The following is an 18,196-nucleotide window of genomic DNA, read 5'->3' on the forward strand; positions in this document are numbered from 1 at the left end:
TTATGGAACTGTATCTCGACAATATCGTTTTTACCATTCAACAGGTAGGCGGCGTATCAGTATACTGGTATGAATTGCTGAAAGGTATCTGCAACAGCGGGCTGCGTCTGCATTTCCTGAATGCGAACCACAACGGCGGCAATCTGCTGGAACAGCAACTGGATTACCGCGCAGCAGACTGTATCCGCGAGAGCCGCGTGCATCCGGCATTGCTGCGCTACCTGCCACTGCGCTACAAGCTGCCGCCAGGCGCTGTTTTTCATAGCGGATACCTGCGTGTGTCGCCACAGAAAGATATCCTGAATATCCTCACCATTCATGACTTTGCACATGAACGCCGCCTGGTAACGCGCTTCCCGCGTGGACTGGTAAACACCACGCAGAAAGCATATGGTATCCGCCATGCCGATGGTATCATCTGCATATCGGAACACACCCGCAGCGATCTGTTTCATTTTTATCCGGATACAGACCCCAACAGGGTATGCGTGATACATCACGGCCTTGCACATGATTTCTTTCCTGTCAGCAAACAACCCAAATGCCCGCTGCCACTGGATTTGTGGTCGCGCTATGTTTTGTATGTCGGCGCCCGGCGGAGGTACAAGAATTTCAACACCGCCTTGCGCACTATGGAGTTGTTGCCTGCCTGCTACCAGCTGGTGGTGGTGGGCGGCGAACCATGGACCGAAGAGGAAATAACACAACTGGAAAAACATATCCCCGGCCGTTACCTGTTGTTGCCGGCGGTGGCGACGGCAACGCTGAATATCCTTTACAATTATGCATTCTGTTTTTTCTATCCATCGCTATATGAAGGTTTTGGCTTCCCGCCGGGAGAGGCCATGAAAGCGGGTTGCGCGGTAGTATGCACGCGGGCGGCCGCTATCCCGGAAGTGGTAGGCGACGCTGCGTTGATGCCCCTTGCGCCAACGCCGGCGGCATTTGCCAGGAAGATAATGGAACTGGAGCATCCAGAGCGCCGCCATATGCTGCGCCAGCGAGGGCTGGAACAAGCTGCGCGCTTCAGCTGGGACAAAACGGTGCAGGAAACAATAGCTTTTTATCATCATTGCTGGGAACATAAATTTCAACGATGAACATTCTGTTTAAAATGAGCGATGCGGCCCGTGTATGGCTGCGTTCAGGCCGGAGCCTTTCCGGCCTGATGCAACGCGGCGCCTCTGTGGCCTCCCTGCAGCTGTTACACAATTGCAGGCACTATATCCCTACGCTGCAAACCGTGCTGGACGTGGGCGCTAACCAGGGGCAGTTTGCGCTGGCCGCCGCCTGGCGTTACCCGGAAGCCAGCATCTATTCCTTCGAGCCGCTGCCCGATACCTACCGCCTGTTACAACAGCATACACGAAGAACGCCCGCTATCAAAACGTTCAACTTTGCGCTGGGCAGCAGCGATGGCGTACTTCCGTTTTTCAGCAATAACTACTCTCATGCCAGCTCGGCATTGCAGGTATCGGCATTGCAACAACAACTGATGCCGCAAACAGCCACCACCAGGCGGATTGAAGTACTGATGAAAAGAATGGATGCACTGGCCGGAGAGATACCGCTCAAAGCGCCCGTGCTGCTTAAAATGGATGTACAGGGATTTGAAAAAGAAGTGCTGCGCGGCGCCGCCGCCAGCCTGCAACATATAGACTACCTGCTTTTTGAATCATCCTTTGTACCGATGTACGACGGAGAACCACTGTTCGATGAAATGCACCAATATGTGAAAACGCTGGGTTTTGAACTGATCGCACCCGTAGGCTTTCTGCAATCCGGCAAACTACAGATACTGCAAATGGATCTTCTCTATAAAAGGAAACCACAATGAAATCGTTTATCAACTTTACACGGCTGTTGCGAAAGCTGATCGACTGCATCATACTTGAGGCAGCCTTCCTGCTCGCATACAAGTACATTACCCTGGAAACAGGATTTGTATTCACGTCTATCGACTTCAGGCTGCTTGCGCTGAGCATGATCATATGGATCGCAATTGGCTCTTTCCTGCACCTGTACGATGATTACCGGTCGAGGCCCTTCTCCTATGAATTTATAGCTATCCTCAAAGCGGCGATGCTGAACAGCTGTATCCTCACATTCGTCTTTTTCTATTTCTTCAAATATTTTCCCTATTCGCGGACCTTCCTCATCGTGTATACCATCAATATTTTCATAGGCGTTACCATCTCCAAATTTATCATCAAAAAATTCATGCTCAGGTTCTGGACAAAAGGAGTCAATACAAAAAATATCCTGATCGTAGGCGCCGGAGAAACAGGATTGAACTTTCATCAGACCATTGCCAAGAACGATCATTTTGGATACCGGTGCATTGGCTTTGTTGACGACAAGGCCAATCCCTCCCTCAACGGGCAATACCTGGGGCGGGTGTCGGAGCTGCGCAATATCCTTGAATCGCACGAGGTAGATGAAGTGGTGTTGGCCATGCCGGAGAGCACGCGCGAACTCACCGAAGATGTGATCGTGGCCAGCGAGAAAGCGGCGAAGCGCGTACGCATCATCGCCGACTGCTACCGCCATTGTTCCTCCACGGTGAGTATGAGTTTGTTTGGCGCTTTTCCATTGATCACGATCCGCTCTTCACCACTCGATGATGCCGGTTACCAGGTATTGAAAAGGGCTTTCGATGTGATTTTCACGCTTTGCCTGCTGGTAGCGTTCTCCTGGCTCTTCCTGCTGATCGCCATATTGATCAAACTCTCCTCGAAAGGGCCCGTGATCTACTGCCAGGAACGTTGGGGACTGAAGAATAAAAAGATGATCTGTTACAAATTCAGGACGATGAGGCTCAACAATGAAGACGGGAGCAAGGGCAAATATGTGCCTACTTCCCGCAACGATCCAAGGGTAACGCGCATCGGGCGTTTCCTGCGGCGTACCAATCTTGACGAGTTGCCGCAGTTTATCAATGTGCTCAAAGGAGAGATGTCGTTCGTAGGCCCGCGCCCGCATCCCACGCCCATGCACCTGGAACTGAAAGAAACCATACAACATTACATGCTGCGTCATATGGTGAAGCCCGGCATTACAGGCTGGGCGCAGGTTAACGGCTGCCGTGGCGAAAACCATGTGCCCGGGCAAATGCAGAAGCGTATCGATTTCGATATCTGGTATACCGAGAACTATAGCCCCTGGCTGGATTTTCAGATCATCTTTCAAACAGTGGTAAATATGATCAAGGGAGATAAAAATGCATATTGAAAAATGCGCTTGCTACTCATCACAGGATTTTTTGCACCGGAGCCCAGCGGCATCGGCAAATACAACGGGGAGATGATCAGCTGGCTGGCCGCCAGAGGACACGAATGTACCGTGATCACCACTTATCCCTTTTATCCGCAATGGCGGGTACAGGCGCCCTATCATTCGCGCCGGTTCCTTTATACAAAAGAAAAGCAAGGCAATGTTACAATATATCGTTGCCCGCAGTATGTGCCCGCACGGCCTTCCGGCATGAAACGCATGATACTGGATGCCAGCTTTTGCTTGTCGTCGGCCTGGAAATTGCTACAGCTGGGCTTTTCACGCCGCTATGATGTGGTGATGACGGTAGCGCCGTCGTTTCAGCTCGGCTTGCTGGCGGCGCTGTATAAAAAATGCCGCCGCGCAAAATTTATCTATCATATCCAGGACTTGCAGATAGAGGCTGCGCGCGACTTACAGATGATCCGCTCCGGATGGCTCATTCGCCGGCTGTTACAAATAGAGCGGTTTATTTTAAAACGGGCAGATGTGATCAGCAGCATTTCCACCGGTATGATACGCCGGATCAGCGAGAAGGCCGGAAAAGAAGTGTTGTTTTTCCCCAACTGGGTAGATACCCGCTTGTTCTATCCGATCGCCGACAGAAACGCCTTGAAAGCGCAGTTCGGTTTTAGTGTTAATGATAAAGTCATCCTCTATTCCGGCGCCATTGGCGAGAAGCAAGGGCTGGAGGCGATCCTGCATGCCGCCGTAGCGCTGAAACATCAGCCGGCACTGAAGTTCCTGATATGTGGCTCTGGCCCTTACCAGCAGCGGCTTAGCGCTATTGCCGCACAACATGCATTGCAAAATGTAACCTTCCTGCCATTACAGCCCGCGCAAGTCTTTAATCAGTTCCTCAACATGGCCGATGTGCATCTCATTATCCAGAAGGCCAGCGCCAGCGACCTGGTAATGCCTTCCAAACTCACTACCATCATGGCGGTGGGCGGCCTTGCCATCGTTACCGCCAACAGCGGCACCAGTTTGCACAGCCTGATACAACAGCATCAGATCGGTATGCTCATAAATGCCGAGGATCAGGAGGCGCTGCGCGAAGCCATCAGCAAGGCAATATATGAACCGGCCCATGTGATACGCAAAAATGCCAGGGCATTTGCGGAGAATTATTTGTCGATAGAGAAAGTGATGACCGGTTTCGAAGCCGCTATTTCCTGATCATTGAAGCCAGGTTCAAGCCAGTATAAAGCCAGTATAAAGCTAGTATGAAGCCAGTATGAAGTGCTGGAGCATGCCATCAACAGGCCCCCTTACCTCCTGAGGGCTAATTATCACTTTTTCCATACATTGCAGCTACATAATCTGCAATCATGTACTACTACTATAAACTCATTCCGCCACGCCCCACTTTCCATACGGATATCACCGCAGCAGAACAGGAGATCATGAACCAGCACATCGCTTACTGGGGCAGCCTCACAGAACAACGCACCGCCATCGTATTTGGCCCGGTGTTCGACCCTTCCGGTGTTTTCGGTATCGGTATCATAGAGGTGAGCACCCCCGAAGAAGCCCGCCAGGTGCCGGAACAAGACCCCGCCATCCGCTCCGGTACATTCAAATATGAACTGTTTCCAATGGAGATCGGGTTTATCCGGTAAGATCAGCGATCGTTAGATCAAGATTACCTGCTGAGCAGCTAAACCAGCCCCTCCAGATAAATTTTTGCAGTTCTGGACTTTTCCCTTAATTTCATCGGGAGTGAGTAACCATTTTTTACGTAACCATTGACCATTTTCACAAGTAGCCGGGTACCCATTGCACTAATTAGAATGCCGTTGTGACTATCACAATTTTTAATGACCATTATCTTATGCGCCGCCCCTTTTTGTTGTTGAGTATTGTTTTGTTACTGCTTTTCGTACTGATGGCAGTATTTATGGTATCCGGATATCGCATTCACCGTCACAGCGCCAAACAGTTGCTGCTGGCTGCCGACACGCTATCGCAGGATAATCCCGGTCTTCGCCTGATGGACTCTTCCCTGCTCACCCTCAGTGATGCAGAGAATAATTTCAGGCTCTACACCGTCACCTATAAAAGAAAGCACCTCGCGGCCTTCTCCTCGGAACTCGGGCAGGTGCTATCCATGGTAGACAGTATCAGCGCATCGTTAGGGAAACTGAACGACAACAGCGCCTTCGATGATCTCATCAAACAGAAAACGGAGCTGTCGCACAAGATCGGTGAAATGAAGAAAGCCACCGACTCCATGCTCACCCATTCCCTCGATGATGATATGCTCAACCGCTTGTTGCGCGGCCTTCCCTCATATAATGTGAACCAGATCAAAAAAGATGATGTCACGTTTGATACGCTGAGCTCACAGCAGGGTAGTACCGCCAAGCGAGGGTTTTTCAAACGTGTCTTCTCCAATAAACAGGATACCGTAAAGGCGCAGATGACCATTATGGTGAAGACGAAAAGCGGGAAGGTGATCGACAAGAAAACCTATGATGAACAGCGGATGAAGGGCATCATCACAGATGTAAATACCTACTACAAAAATATCCTGCGACAGCAACTGGCCAACCGCCTCCGCATCAACGACGCGGAACAATCGCTGGCAGGCACCAATATGGGCGTGCTCGGCGAATTGAAATCACTGATCATCTCCCTGCGTGATCAAACCTCGAAAGTGATCGCCACGCGAAAACAACGTACACAAGGTTTTGTGAATACGAGTGTAAGGCAGATGGAAGATATCTCGGGTTACGGCCTGGCGGCGCTGCTCGTCTCCCTGGTGCTGGTAGCCGCCGGCGCTATACTGGCATGGGAACATTATCGCCTCATCCGCCAGAATGAGCACATGGCAAGGGAACAGGCCCGCGTACGTGCCGACTTCCTCAACAACATGAGCCACGAAATACGCACGCCGCTCAATTCCATCCTGGGTTTCAGCGAACAGCTCTCTCATACTCACCTGGAAAAAGAACAACGCGACCTGCTCCATTCCGTGGAAGTGGCCGGCGATATGCTCATGCAGGTGGTGAGCGACGTGCTCGATTTCTCCAAACTGGAAAATGATTATATCTCCATACAGCGCCAGCCATTTGTCCTGTACCAGGCCTTTGAAGAAGTGGTGGATACCATGCGCATCCAGGCCGACAAGAAAAACCTGGCCTTCAACGTGGAATTTGACGGCAGCAAACAATGGAGCGTGAGCGGCGATGCCTTCCGCCTCAAACAGATATTGCTCAATCTCATCAGCAATGCCATCAAATATACCGAGAAAGGCAGTATAACGGTAACGGCTAAACTGGAAAAAGAAACGGAAAGCAAAGCGGTATTCCACTGCACCGTTAGCGATACCGGCGAAGGCATCAGCCCGGAAGCGCAGGCAAGGCTGTTTGAACGTTTTTACCAGGCCTCTTCCCGCAGCGTAACAAAAGGCGCCGGCCTCGGTCTCGCCATCACCAAACGCCTCGTGGAACTGCATGGCGGCAACATTTCTTTCAATAGTGAGCTGAACAAAGGCACCAGCTTCACCTGCAATATCCCTTACGAGGTAGTATCCGCACCGCTCACCGTAGTAGTGCCGCAGAAAGAGCCGCAACTCAAGCCTGGCGCCTATATGGAAGGACGCTATGTGCTCATCGCCGACGACCAGGAGATGAACCTGCTCTTGTTGAAAATGATGCTCACCCGCTGGAAATGCCGCTTCGATATGGCTACTGATGGTGAAGTGGCCATCGAAATGTTCGACCGGCAACAATATGATCTCATCCTCCTCGACCTCCATATGCCCAAACGCAATGGCCTGGATGTAATAGAGCATATACGAAAAGATAAAGACCCCGCCAAAGCCAATGTAGTGGTGCTGGCGCTGACCGCCAATATCACCGAAGAAGATATTACCGATTTCCGCAAGGCCGGCTTCAACGACTGGCTGGTGAAGCCTTTCCGCGAAAGGGATATCTACAGCGTTATCATTAAAAACCTGCCGCCGCCCGTGGATGCCGGCAGGCAGGAAGAAGCCTGATAAATCGTATCTTCATGCCATGGCGATCATCCTTCCTCCGGGCAATTATTTTGGCGTGGAGAAACAATGCAATGAAAACGCTTTCTTCCGGCTGAACATCACGCAATACAAGCCTGATGCGCACCTGCGTGAGCATTACCACGAAAACGCCTATCTCAGCCTGCTGATCAGCGGGAACTATGAAGAAGTGAACCGCCATGCCTCCGATGTGATCAAGCCGGGAGAGATCCTCTTCAGGCCTTCAGGGTACAGTCATGCCAATCATTTCAGGCATGCTGGCGGCCGTTGCCTGAACATCGAATTTAAGCAGGAGCTCCTGCAACAGCAGGACCTCCTGCCGCTGCTGCCGCAAAAAGCCGTCATCTACAAGGCCGGCGCTTTTGAATACCTGTACCGCCTGCTCTATGCTTTCAGCCAGGATCCGCAGGCTTCCATGCCCGCACTGGCAGAGGATTACGTGTTCAACTGGCTGGCCGGGCATCAGCAAACAGCAGTGCCGCTGCGCCTCCGCTGGCTGCCGCAGGTAAAGGCGATCCTGGAAAATGAATTTGATACCCATCATACCATTCCATCGCTCGCCGCTCGCGCTTATGTGCATCCCGTCTACCTGGCGCGCGCTTTCAAAGAACGTACAGGCTTCACCGTTGGAGAGTATCAGCTGAAGATGCGCGTGAGAAAAGCCGTGGAGCTGCTTTTCACCACACAGTTGCCCGTCGCTGATATTGCCTTTGCCGCCGGCTTCAACGATGCGCCGCACCTGGTGCGCGCCTTCCGCTTTTTTTACCAGGTAACGCCCGGAAAATTCCGCAGCACGATAAATAGTTAATCTGATACAATTTGTTTTGCCGGGGTATGTTTTTCTTTGTGAAAAAGAAGAACATCATGCGCCGCTTTATAGTATACCTGTTCCTGTTATTACCTTTGATGACCACTGCGCAGCAGTATCCTGATTATCAGCTGCAAGTGGCTGCCAGCCTGGCCAGGCAGACATTCAACGTGCAAGGCGCCCTTTCCTTTACAAGCACCGCCGAACATACCGATTCCGTGGAGATCGTGATCAGCAGGGGCGCAGGCCCAGCCTCCGTGCAGCTGGAAGGCGCCGCCGCCCGTCTCGATACTGTTGCAACAGACAATGGCGATATCGCATGGCGTTGGCACTTTGCCCGCAAACTGCCTGCCGGCACGCCGCTCAGGGTACGTTACCATTATGAGCGCGGCATGGCGCCCGCTTTTCAATATTTTATCGATAGCAGCTTTTGCATGGCCGGCGGCTATGGCTCTGCATGGTATCCGCAACTGAGCAGTAATGGCGGTACCAGTCGCGGTACCGGCACGATAACCGTCACCACAGATGAAGGCTTCCTGCCCGTAATGGCGTCCAGTACGCTGAAAACCGCTACTGTAAAGGGGAAGCCGGTGTACGAGTTTAAATATACCTTGCCCGATATCTTCTCCCTGTATATTGGCCGTTACACCAGGCAGGAATATAAAGGCGAGCGCTCTTTCTATACCTATGCGATACAGAAAAGTATCGATGGCGCCGATATTTCCCGCAAAGCCGCTGCGGTGCTCAATTTCCTGGCAGCGCGTTTTGGTCCGCTCGATATTCCCAATTTCTCCATTATCGAACTGCCGGAATATGTATCAGAGCAAACCGGCATCGGCGGCGCGAGTATTTTAGGCGGCGTGGTAATACCCACGGGCGGCCTGCGCCGCTTCAACTACGCCTTGTTCGGTCACGAGATCGGGCATCAGTGGTGGGGCAATAAAGTGATGACACGCGGCGCGAACGGCAAAGCCATGCTCGAGGAGGGCCTTGCCCAGTACGGTTCTTTGCAGGTGGTGATGCAATTTGATAGCGCGCATGCGATCAACTACCGCAAAACAGGCTACCCTGGCTATCTCCCGGATCAGAGCGGCCTCGGCTACCTGAAAAATGCCGCCGCCGGCAATGATGAGCCCCTGTCGAAACTCACGGGCAGCAACGATCATATGTTGGCCGACAGCAAAGGCTTCCTCACACTGGAAATGTTGTCAAACGTAATGGGCAAGGATGTTTTCCACCGGGCATTGCGCCAGCTCATCGAAGCGCATCATCAGGATGGTTTATCATGGGAGGATTTTTTGGGAGAGATGGAAAGAGCGCATGGCAGCAGCCTGCAATGGTTCTACCAGCAATGGTTTGCGCGTACCGGCGCGCCAGCCTGGGAAAGTAGCTGGCAGCAGCAGAGGCAAACCCTGCAACTGAGCATCCGGCAAAAAGATAGTCTCTATCAACTGCCGCTGGAAGTGCTCGTCACTTATCAGAACGGGCAGCAGGAAATAAAGAAGATCACGATCAACCAGCAGAACAATACGCTGGAGCTGCCGGTGAGCGCGGCAGTGGCGGATGTACAGATAGATCCTTATTTTAAAATATTGCATTGGGCCGAGGACCTGCGCCCTGCCGCCATGAGCCTGGCGAAAGTGCAACGCGTGATGAAACTGCGGATGGACAACCGCCTCGACGAGGCCGTACAGCTCGCGAAATCCTATCTCAGCGAGGGTTTCAGCCATGATGCCTATGGCGCGGAATTTACCTTGCTGTATATACTGGGCCGCATAGCAGCCATGCAGAAAAAGCCGGATGAAGCCATCGCCTGCTACCAGCGCGCCTTGCAATGCGCTACCCGCGCACCAGAGCTACTCGCCTATACGTATTATCGCATTGCGCAACTGGCGGCGGCCAAACAAGATAAGCCCCTGCTGCAATGGGCCGGCAACAATGCCATCCAGGCCGATGCCGCTAACCATCATGCTGACGGCATGGAAGATCGTATGAAGTTGTTATGGTGAGACAATTTTGACCGGCGGAAATAAAATATTATCTTCCTGATAAACAAAACCGCCTGTTTATGTCCATCTTCCACGTCGATGAAGATATCAGTGTGGCACGTACCCTTCACACCGATTTTTATACCAGCCCTGATATCTACCACGCCGTAAAAGAAAAGATCTTCAGTCCATCCTGGCAGCTCGTGGGCGATGTACAGCAGGTGTCGGAGCCAGGGCAATGCCATCCGTTCCTGCTGTTGCCCGGATACCTGCACGAGCCTTTGTTGCTCACGCGTGATAAAGACAACAAGATCCGCTGTATGAGCAACGTGTGTACCCACCGTGGTACGGTGCTGGTGCCAGAGCCTTGTAACAGCGCGCACCTGCGCTGCCGTTATCATGGTCGCATCTTCAGGCTGGATGGCACTTTCCAGTCGATGCCCGAATTTAAAGAAGTGAAAAACTTCCCCACGAAAGAGGACGACCTCACCGTGCTGCCCCTGCTGAAATGGGGCCCGCTGTTGTTCGCCTCTTTGCAGTCGCCTGATCCTGCGCCGTATCTCGCGGAAATGATGCAACGCCTAAGCTGGCTGCCCTTGCATGAATTTGTGTTCAGGCCCGAGCTGTCGAAAGACTACTACGTGCAAGCGCATTGGGCGCTCTATTGCGAAAATTATCTCGAAGGATTTCATATTCCCTTTGTACATGCCGGTTTGAATGCCGTGATCGATTTCGGTAATTATACGACTGAACTATTCCGTTACGCCAATTTACAGCTGGGCATTGCCAAAGAAGGCGAGGCCTGTTTCGATCTTCCGCCGGAATCGCCCGACCATGGCCGGAAAGTGGCCGCTTACTATTTTTTTGTGTTCCCCAATATGATGTTCAACTTCTACCCCTGGGGCCTTAGTATCAACATCGTGGAGCCGGAGGCCATCAACCGCACGCGTGTACGTTTTCTTACTTATGTGTGGAAAGAACAGCTGCTCCATACCGGCGCCGGCGCCGACCTCGATACCGTGGAGATGGAAGACGAGGAAGTGGTAGAGGCCGTGCAAACCGGCGTCCGGTCGAGGTTCTACCGGCATGGACGTTACTCTGTTACACGGGAGCAAGGTACCCATCATTTTCATCGTATCATCGCATCATTCATGCAGTCCTGATGCCATTGCCTATGCCTGGAAAAACAGTTGTTCGTCATACCATCGGATTCTGGCCGGCCACGGCCATCGTGATCGGCAGCATCATCGGTTCCGGTATTTTCATGAAACCGGCTACCATGGCGGCGCAGCTGGGCTCGCCCGTATGGCTGGCCGTGGTGTGGGTGGTAGGCGGTGTGTTCTCTTTGTTCGGCGCTTTCATCTTTGCAGAAGTGGGCGCGATGTTGCCGCGGACCGGCGGGCTGTATGTATATTTCCAGGCGATGTTCGGCGATTTCTTTGCCTTCCTGTATGGATGGGCGGGTTTCGCGGTGATCAATTCCGCGTCTGTATCGGCTATTGCATTTGTGTGCGCACATTATGCCAATTATTTTTTGCAATTGCCGCATCTGCCGCCTGCCGTAGAACATGCATGGGTATTGCATCTCCCGCTGCTGGGTAATCTTTATCCTTTGGAAGACCTGGGAGTGAAGGCGCTGGCCATTGTGCTGGTGCTGGGCCTTACCTGGCTCAATTACCTGAGCCTGAAGGCCAGCAGCGCTTTACAGTTGATCTCTACCTTCATCAAGGTATTGGTGATAGCTATTGTGATCTTCGGTATCTTTTTTTCGGGGAAGGGCACGCTGTCGAACTTTGTGCAGCCGGCCACAGATGCGCCACGGGGCGGGCAGCTGCTGAGTGGCTTTGTTGCCGCGCTCACGGGGGCTTTCATGGCTTACGACGGATGGATCAATATCACTTTTGTAGGCGGGGAGATGGCTGCACCGCAGAAAAATATTCCGCGCAGCCTCATCACTGGGCTATTCGTTTGTGTGCTCGTGTATCTTTTAATTAATCAGGCTTATCTGTATGTGCTGCCGGTGGGTGCCATGGCGCATTCCACGCTGGTGGCGGCGGATGCTATTGAGCTGGCCATCGGGCATACGGGCAGCGCTATTGTGGCGGGCCTCATCGTGATCTGTACTTTCGGCGCCGTAAATGGCAATACCATGGCCATTTCCAGGGTCACCTATGCAATGGGCAGCAACAAATTATTTTTCGCATGGACAGGCAGGGAGCATCCCCGCTTCGGCACGCCGGGCAATGCCTTGTGGCTGCATGGCATCTGGTCGTCGGTACTGATCCTCAGCGGCTCTTTTGATATGCTGGCGGATATGTTCACCTTCGTAGCATGGGTAGTATATCTGTTAGGGGCCGTGGGGCTTTTTGTGCTGCGGCGCCGCATGCCGGATGCGCCACGCCAGTACCGTACCTGGGGCTATCCTTATGTGCCGGTGCTGTTCATTTTATTTGCCGCCTTTTATGTGGTGAGCACGGTATGGAATGACATCGCCCGCTATGCCAGCGGTGAGGCGCCTGTGGTCAATTCTGTGCTGGGCCTTGTGATCACCGCGTTGGGCATTCCTTTTTATCTCTATTTTAAAAGAAAGCGCCAGCGCTGATGCATTTTTCTCCCCATTTTTAACAAACTGAGAACCAAATTTGTAATTTAGCAGATGGTTACACCCGTTTTCTATTTCGTATAGGCATCAGAGACATAAAAACAAGTAAATGGATTCAAGCAGCGAGCAATCGGAAAAACCTTTGATCAGCAAAGGGATTGACGGTTTTTTCAAGGACATTTTCGACATTTTCCAGTTCGTCAGCCGCTTCTTCCGCGAGGCTTTGCGCCCACCCTTGGAAGTACGCGAATTTATCCGGCAATGTTTCATGGTAGGATATAAATCGCTGGCGCTGATCACGATGACGGGCTTCATCACCGGGCTTGTATTCACCAAGCAATCGAGGCCTTCGCTTTCAGAATTTGGCGCCACTTCCTGGCTGCCGTCGCTGATCGCGATTGCCGTAGTAAGGGCGCTGGCGCCGCTGGTGACCTCATTGATCTGTGCCGGTAAGGTAGGCTCCAGCATCGGTGCGGAGCTGGCCTCCATGAAGGTGACCGAACAGATCGATGCGATGGAAGTATCCGCCATCAACCCTTTCAAATACCTGGTGGTAACCCGCGTGATGGCCACCACCGTATGCATCCCCGTGCTGGTGGCTTATACCGGCCTTGTAGCGCTGATGGGCTCCTATCTCGATATTCACCTGAACGAGCATACGAGCATGATCACCTTCTTTCAGAATGCTTTCAAGAATATTACTTTCCTCGACTTTGGTACCACCTTTTTTAAAGCCATCATGTACGGTTTCACCATCGGCATTGTGAGCTGCTTTCAGGGATACCGCGCCACACAAGGCACACAGGGCGTAGGAAAGGCCGCCAACGTATCGGTGGTGATCTCGATGTTCCTCATCTTCGTAGAAGAAGTCATCATAGTACAGGTAGCAAATTCGATCAGATAATTATTTATGAAGACATTCACCCCCGATATCGACTACCAGGAAAAAGTGATCTCCATCAAGGATCTCTTCAAATCCTTCGGCGCCAATCATGTGCTGCGTGGTATCAATATCGATGTACATAAAGGTGAGAACGTAGTGGTATTGGGCCGTTCCGGCACCGGTAAATCCGTGCTCATCAAAATCATTGCAGGCCTGCTCAAGCCCGACTCCGGCTTTGTGAGCGCGCTGGGCCGCGAGGTGGACAAGCTCGATACAGTGGAACTGCGCGAGCTGCGCCTCAAAGTAGGCTTCTGCTTTCAGAATGGCGCGTTGTACGACAGTATGACCGTTGGCGAAAACCTCGCCTTCCCGCTGAAACGCAATACCCCCGGCATTTCCCGCGATCAGGTGAGCCGTATGGTCAACATTGTGCTGGAAGCTGTAGGCCTTGCACAAACTATCAACCAGATGCCGGCGGAGCTTTCCGGCGGGCAACGCAAACGTATCGGTATCGCACGTACGCTCATCCTCCGGCCGGATATCATGCTGTATGATGAGCCTACCGCAGGCCTTGACCCGATCACCTGTACGGAAATCAATAATCTTATCAACGAAGTACAACGTCGTTTTAAAACCAGCTCCATCATCATCACACATGACCTCACCTGTGCCAAAGCCACGGGCGACAGGATCGTGGTGATGAAAGAAGGGAAATTTATCAAGGAAGGACCCTTCGATGAAGTGTTCCAGTCGGACGATGAACTGATCCGGGAGTTTTACGATTACAACTTTATTCAGTAGACTATGAAAGATTCAAGTAATAAAAGAGCGGTCATTGTAGGTATTTTCATCTTCATCGGTGTGGCCATTATGATTGCCGCCATCCTCACGCTGGGTGGGCAAAAGAAAGTGTTCATGAAATCCGTACAGGTGAAGGCGATCTTCCAGAATGTGAACGGCCTGTCGGAAGGTAACAACGTATGGTATTCCGGCGTGAAGGTAGGAACGGTAAAGAAGATCAACTTCCTGCAACATGATCAGATACTGGTATTGATGAATGTAGAGAAGAGCGCATCGCAATACATCCATAAAGATGTGGAAGTGCGCGTGAGCTCTGATGGTTTTGTGGGCAACAAGATCGTGGCGCTGTCCGGCGGTACCGACAAACTCCCCGCCATTGAAGACGGCGATCAACTCAACGTAGCCAATACCGTTAGTGCAGATGATATCATGAATACTTTGCAGGTAAATAATAAAAGCCTGGTGGAGATCACCAGCAATCTGAAAGTGATCACTAAAAAGATTGCGGACGGTCAGGGTACGATCGGTAAACTGATCAACGACGAAACGGTGTTCGCCAACCTGCAAAGCACGATGGCTACCTTGGAGAAGACGGCCGCCAACACGCAACGCCTCACGGAAGGTCTTTCTGCCTATGCGTCCAAACTGCGCACTCCTGGCTCGCTCACGAACGACCTCGTTACCGATACCGTTGTGTTTTCCCGTCTGCGCACTGCGGTAACGCAATTGCAGGAAGTGGCCAACAATGCCAATGGCATGGTGCAGAACCTGAAGAGCACCAGCGCCAGCCTGCAACAAGGTATCAGCAATAATAATACGCCCGCCGGCGTATTGCTGCATGACCAGCAAACCGCCGAAGCGCTGCGCCAGACCATCCTGAACCTGGAAAGCAGCACCGGCAGGCTTGATCAGAACATGGAAGCGCTGAAACATAATTTCCTTTTCCGCGGTTACTTCCGTAAGCAGGCCAAACGCGAAAAGAAAGAAGCGGAGCAGAAAGCGAAAGAGCAGCAGCAGCAACCGTCGCAGCCGCCTGTGCAACAGTAAAGTTATGGGGCGCCAGAGCCGCTTCTCAGCGGTGAAGATCTTCCGAAGAGATCATCTCCTGTATCGATACCCCAGTTGTGAATTAAGTATTTTTGCAGCAAGATGAACATCAGTGTAAACAAGTATATCAGCGATACGGGCTTCTGCAGCCGGAGAGAGGCCGACAAGCTCATTGAGCAGGCCCGTGTAACCATTAACGATAATATCGCCTCCAAAGGCGACCGTGTGCAGCCCGGAGATGTAGTGGAAGTAGATGGCGAGCCGCTCAAGAAAAAGAAGACTGCCGTATATATCGCGCTAAATAAACCCAAAGGGATCACCTGCACCACCGATCAGAAAGATAAAACCAACATCATCGACTATGTGAACTATTCTTCCCGCATCTTCCCGATAGGGCGGCTGGATAAGCTCTCCGAAGGATTGATCTTTCTCACCAATGATGGAGATATCGTGAACAAGATCCTGCGGGCGGGCAACAGCCATGAAAAAGAATATATTGTTACGGTCGATAAACCTGTGGACCTGGAATTCATCAAAGCCATGCGCAGCGGTGTGCGCATATTAGGCACTACCACTTTGCCCTGCTTCGTAAAGCAGGAGGGCAGCCATCGTTTCCGCATCATCCTTACGCAGGGCCTCAACCGGCAGATACGCCGCATGTGCGAAGCGCTGGGTTACAACGTAACGGCGCTGAAGCGCATCCGTATTATGAACATCTCGCTGAAAGATCTGGCGCCGGGTAAATGGCGCTACTTCACCAAAGACGAGATCAATACCATCAACAGCATGGTAGCGGGCAGCAGCAAAACAGCCCCCGGAAAGCAGGACCAGAGCGGCATGGATGAATAAGCTACCAATGTACCGCCCCTACGGGGCGTAGTATTGGTAGACAGAATGCGGGCTACTAACATATCGCCCCTACGGGGCGCAATATTGGTAGACAAAACGCGGTTTCCAACATACGCCCCGTAGGGGCGATATATTGGTAGCAATGCAGGCCACGGCGCCCCTGCCCCCATAGAGGCGGCATATTGTTCCTCCTATAGAGGGGTATTCTTACAACAACGTCTTTAACACGTGATATTGATTTTATGGACTTGACTTTTGAATCAACCTACCAGGCTGCCGTAAAGGTAGCAGGCACGGTGGCAGCGCACTTTCAGCTGCATATGGCAGCGGCGCTGGAGAATGGGGAGGGAGACCTGGCCACTGTGCCGTCCGCAAAAATAATTGAACGCATCATCGATACGGCCTTCTGGGCCAGCTTACGCAGGGAAGAAGGCAATGCCACCCGCATCTCGCTCGCTTTCCTGAATCCTTCACAGGCCGGAAAACCATTGCTGCTGGCGCAACGCCTGCCGTTTACGCCCGCCGCTCTCACCAAACTGGCGCCCGGCGTGGAACGCCCGGGCATTCACATCGGCATCTGGTATGAAGGCAATGAATTATATATCTGGGGCACCACCATCAAATTACCGAACCTTTGTTTCGTATTGGATGTGGCCGAACCTGGCCTCCTCGTAGTGAAACATCGCCGCCTGATGGGCCTCGGCAAATTCACCAATGTGGCCGTGCTCAAAGGCGACCAGGTAAAAGTAGTGGATGAACGCGTGGGCATGCTGCCCGATACCCCCGATGTGGTGACCTCTTTGCTGGGCATCAAATCATCGCCGGTATGGAACGATCCCGTGAATGTTCTGATACAGATCGCGGTATCCATGCGCGCCCACGGCAAAGGAGGCATCTTGTTGGTGATACCCGTCTGCAATCCGTCCTGGCGGGATTCTATCATCCATCCGCTGCAATACCCGGTATCACCGGGTTTCCGCGGTATCACCGATCTGCTCCGCCTCGATGAAAGCAATGTGAGCGAAATATTCTGGCAAAATGCATTGCGCCGCGAAGTAGAAAATGTTACCGGTCTTACCGCCGTAGACGGCGCCACTATCATCAACGACCGCCAGGAGCTGCTGGCCTTCGGCGCTAAAATAGCGAGAGCCAGTTACGCCACACCGGTAGACCAGGTGCTGATGATAGAACCGGTGACAGAAGGAGAACCCGTGCTGGTACACCCTTCGGCTATTGGTGGTACGAGGCATCTGTCTGCCGCGCAGTTTGTGCATGATCAGCGCAACTGCCTGGCGCTGGTAGCTTCGCAGGATGGCTATTTCACCGTATTTTCCTGGTCCGAAAGCCGGCAGATGGTGCTGGCCCACCGGATCGATACACTGTTATTATAAGGCTTTAAGCGCCGCAAATCGAATATGAAACATCTCACGCTAAGTATGCGTTATCTGTTACTGTTGCTGCTGTTGAGCAGTTGTTTTATGCACCTGCCGGCAGGTGTGTCCCGGCATGTTAGAGGGAATGGTTACATCGGTTATGTTTTCAATGAACATTACGACGTACGGTACAATCTTTCAGAAGACAGTGCCACCGGGCGTTTCACGCCAACGAAAGAAGAGATTGAACTGGTAGAGAAAGTGCTCCGCGAAAAATTACCGGCGATCGACTACAGCAAGAAGCCGATGGTTTCTAAAAATCTGCACAAATATATCCGTCAATATTTTGGCTTCATCAATGCCAAAGGAGAAAAAGTGATCTGGGTGAACAGCGTGTGGGATAAGGCCGGCAGCCATGCCAAGGTAGCGGCCGAGCTGGTGGATGTTAGCGATGGCGGCAGTTATTACTGGAATACTTTCATCAATCTTTCCGACGAAAAATTATTGCAATTCGCGATTAACGGCGTAGCATAAGCGCGGTTAAAGGCCTT

General features: G+C 52.1%; 16 protein-coding genes. All 16 read left to right on the top strand.

The genetic code is table 11. The features are described from left to right. The first annotated feature begins 2 nt into the window (after window positions 1-2). Complete coding sequence (locus FPG75_RS04770) at window positions 3-1,100, top strand: glycosyltransferase family 4 protein (protein WP_143305442.1); 1,098 nt, start codon at window positions 3-5, stop codon at window positions 1,098-1,100. Then, window positions 1,097-1,837: an FkbM family methyltransferase gene (locus FPG75_RS04775; RefSeq protein ID WP_143305443.1), complete on the top strand. Its 741-nt coding sequence runs from the start codon at window positions 1,097-1,099 to the stop codon at window positions 1,835-1,837. Before FPG75_RS04770 ends, FPG75_RS04775 begins: the two co-directional genes overlap by 4 nt. Beyond that, window positions 1,834-3,231: an undecaprenyl-phosphate glucose phosphotransferase gene (locus FPG75_RS04780; RefSeq protein WP_143305444.1), complete on the top strand. Its 1,398-nt coding sequence runs from the start codon at window positions 1,834-1,836 to the stop codon at window positions 3,229-3,231. Before FPG75_RS04775 ends, FPG75_RS04780 begins: the two co-directional genes overlap by 4 nt. Before the next feature lie 3 nt (window positions 3,232-3,234). Beyond that, on the top strand, window positions 3,235-4,452 hold the full coding sequence (locus tag FPG75_RS04785) for a WcaI family glycosyltransferase (RefSeq protein ID WP_143305445.1): 1,218 nt from the start codon (window positions 3,235-3,237) through the stop codon (window positions 4,450-4,452). 152 nt (window positions 4,453-4,604) lie between these two features. After that, window positions 4,605-4,895, top strand: a complete 291-nt coding sequence (locus FPG75_RS04790) for a YciI family protein (RefSeq protein ID WP_143305446.1) — start codon at window positions 4,605-4,607, stop codon at window positions 4,893-4,895. A 212-nt stretch (window positions 4,896-5,107) separates the two neighbouring features. Further along, the gene (locus tag FPG75_RS04795; RefSeq protein ID WP_143305447.1) at window positions 5,108-7,276 is read left to right on the top strand and encodes an ATP-binding response regulator; all 2,169 of its coding nucleotides are present in this window, start codon (window positions 5,108-5,110) and stop codon (window positions 7,274-7,276) included. A 19-nt stretch (window positions 7,277-7,295) separates the two neighbouring features. After that, the gene (locus FPG75_RS04800; RefSeq protein ID WP_161596668.1) at window positions 7,296-8,102 is read left to right on the top strand and encodes a helix-turn-helix domain-containing protein; all 807 of its coding nucleotides are present in this window, start codon (window positions 7,296-7,298) and stop codon (window positions 8,100-8,102) included. A gap of 56 nt (window positions 8,103-8,158) precedes the next feature. Then, a complete protein-coding gene (locus tag FPG75_RS04805) occupies window positions 8,159-10,111 on the top strand; it encodes a M1 family aminopeptidase (RefSeq protein WP_143305449.1) in 1,953 nt (650 codons plus the stop codon). A gap of 59 nt (window positions 10,112-10,170) precedes the next feature. Further along, complete coding sequence (locus tag FPG75_RS04810) at window positions 10,171-11,253, top strand: aromatic ring-hydroxylating oxygenase subunit alpha (RefSeq protein WP_143305450.1); 1,083 nt, start codon at window positions 10,171-10,173, stop codon at window positions 11,251-11,253. 11 nt (window positions 11,254-11,264) lie between these two features. Further along, complete coding sequence (locus tag FPG75_RS04815; RefSeq protein ID WP_161596669.1) at window positions 11,265-12,692, top strand: APC family permease; 1,428 nt, start codon at window positions 11,265-11,267, stop codon at window positions 12,690-12,692. Window positions 12,693-12,801: 109 nt separating this feature from the next. Then, window positions 12,802-13,596 carry an MlaE family ABC transporter permease gene (locus FPG75_RS04820; RefSeq protein ID WP_143305454.1) on the top strand — a complete coding sequence of 265 codons (795 nt, stop codon included), beginning with the start codon at window positions 12,802-12,804 and terminating at the stop codon, window positions 13,594-13,596. 6 nt (window positions 13,597-13,602) lie between these two features. Next, the gene (locus FPG75_RS04825; protein ID WP_143305456.1) at window positions 13,603-14,376 is read left to right on the top strand and encodes an ABC transporter ATP-binding protein; all 774 of its coding nucleotides are present in this window, start codon (window positions 13,603-13,605) and stop codon (window positions 14,374-14,376) included. A 3-nt stretch (window positions 14,377-14,379) separates the two neighbouring features. Further along, entirely contained in the window at window positions 14,380-15,423 is a 1,044-nt protein-coding gene (locus FPG75_RS04830; protein WP_143305458.1) for an MlaD family protein, read from the top strand. A gap of 102 nt (window positions 15,424-15,525) precedes the next feature. Next, complete coding sequence (gene rluF, locus FPG75_RS04835; RefSeq protein WP_143305461.1) at window positions 15,526-16,272, top strand: 23S rRNA pseudouridine(2604) synthase RluF; 747 nt, start codon at window positions 15,526-15,528, stop codon at window positions 16,270-16,272. A gap of 242 nt (window positions 16,273-16,514) precedes the next feature. Beyond that, window positions 16,515-17,663 carry a putative sensor domain DACNV-containing protein gene (locus FPG75_RS04840; protein WP_201747885.1) on the top strand — a complete coding sequence of 383 codons (1,149 nt, stop codon included), beginning with the start codon at window positions 16,515-16,517 and terminating at the stop codon, window positions 17,661-17,663. Between the two features lie 45 nt (window positions 17,664-17,708). Beyond that, complete coding sequence (locus tag FPG75_RS04845) at window positions 17,709-18,179, top strand: hypothetical protein (RefSeq protein WP_143305463.1); 471 nt, start codon at window positions 17,709-17,711, stop codon at window positions 18,177-18,179. Window positions 18,180-18,196 lie beyond the last annotated feature (17 nt).

The organism is Chitinophaga vietnamensis, assembly GCF_902167635.1.
Taxonomy (GTDB): domain Bacteria; phylum Bacteroidota; class Bacteroidia; order Chitinophagales; family Chitinophagaceae; genus Chitinophaga; species Chitinophaga vietnamensis.

Coding starts and splice junctions, on each gene's coding strand:
- FPG75_RS04770 (WP_143305442.1), top strand. CDS start 3: ATGGAACTGTATCTCGACAATATCGTTTTTACCATTCAACAGGTAGGC.
- FPG75_RS04775 (WP_143305443.1), top strand. CDS start 1,097: ATGAACATTCTGTTTAAAATGAGCGATGCGGCCCGTGTATGGCTGCGT.
- FPG75_RS04780 (WP_143305444.1), top strand. CDS start 1,834: ATGAAATCGTTTATCAACTTTACACGGCTGTTGCGAAAGCTGATCGAC.
- FPG75_RS04785 (WP_143305445.1), top strand. CDS start 3,235: ATGCGCTTGCTACTCATCACAGGATTTTTTGCACCGGAGCCCAGCGGC.
- FPG75_RS04790 (WP_143305446.1), top strand. CDS start 4,605: ATGTACTACTACTATAAACTCATTCCGCCACGCCCCACTTTCCATACG.
- FPG75_RS04795 (WP_143305447.1), top strand. CDS start 5,108: ATGCGCCGCCCCTTTTTGTTGTTGAGTATTGTTTTGTTACTGCTTTTC.
- FPG75_RS04800 (WP_161596668.1), top strand. CDS start 7,296: ATGGCGATCATCCTTCCTCCGGGCAATTATTTTGGCGTGGAGAAACAA.
- FPG75_RS04805 (WP_143305449.1), top strand. CDS start 8,159: ATGCGCCGCTTTATAGTATACCTGTTCCTGTTATTACCTTTGATGACC.
- FPG75_RS04810 (WP_143305450.1), top strand. CDS start 10,171: ATGTCCATCTTCCACGTCGATGAAGATATCAGTGTGGCACGTACCCTT.
- FPG75_RS04815 (WP_161596669.1), top strand. CDS start 11,265: ATGCCTGGAAAAACAGTTGTTCGTCATACCATCGGATTCTGGCCGGCC.
- FPG75_RS04820 (WP_143305454.1), top strand. CDS start 12,802: ATGGATTCAAGCAGCGAGCAATCGGAAAAACCTTTGATCAGCAAAGGG.
- FPG75_RS04825 (WP_143305456.1), top strand. CDS start 13,603: ATGAAGACATTCACCCCCGATATCGACTACCAGGAAAAAGTGATCTCC.
- FPG75_RS04830 (WP_143305458.1), top strand. CDS start 14,380: ATGAAAGATTCAAGTAATAAAAGAGCGGTCATTGTAGGTATTTTCATC.
- rluF (WP_143305461.1), top strand. CDS start 15,526: ATGAACATCAGTGTAAACAAGTATATCAGCGATACGGGCTTCTGCAGC.
- FPG75_RS04840 (WP_201747885.1), top strand. CDS start 16,515: ATGGACTTGACTTTTGAATCAACCTACCAGGCTGCCGTAAAGGTAGCA.
- FPG75_RS04845 (WP_143305463.1), top strand. CDS start 17,709: ATGCGTTATCTGTTACTGTTGCTGCTGTTGAGCAGTTGTTTTATGCAC.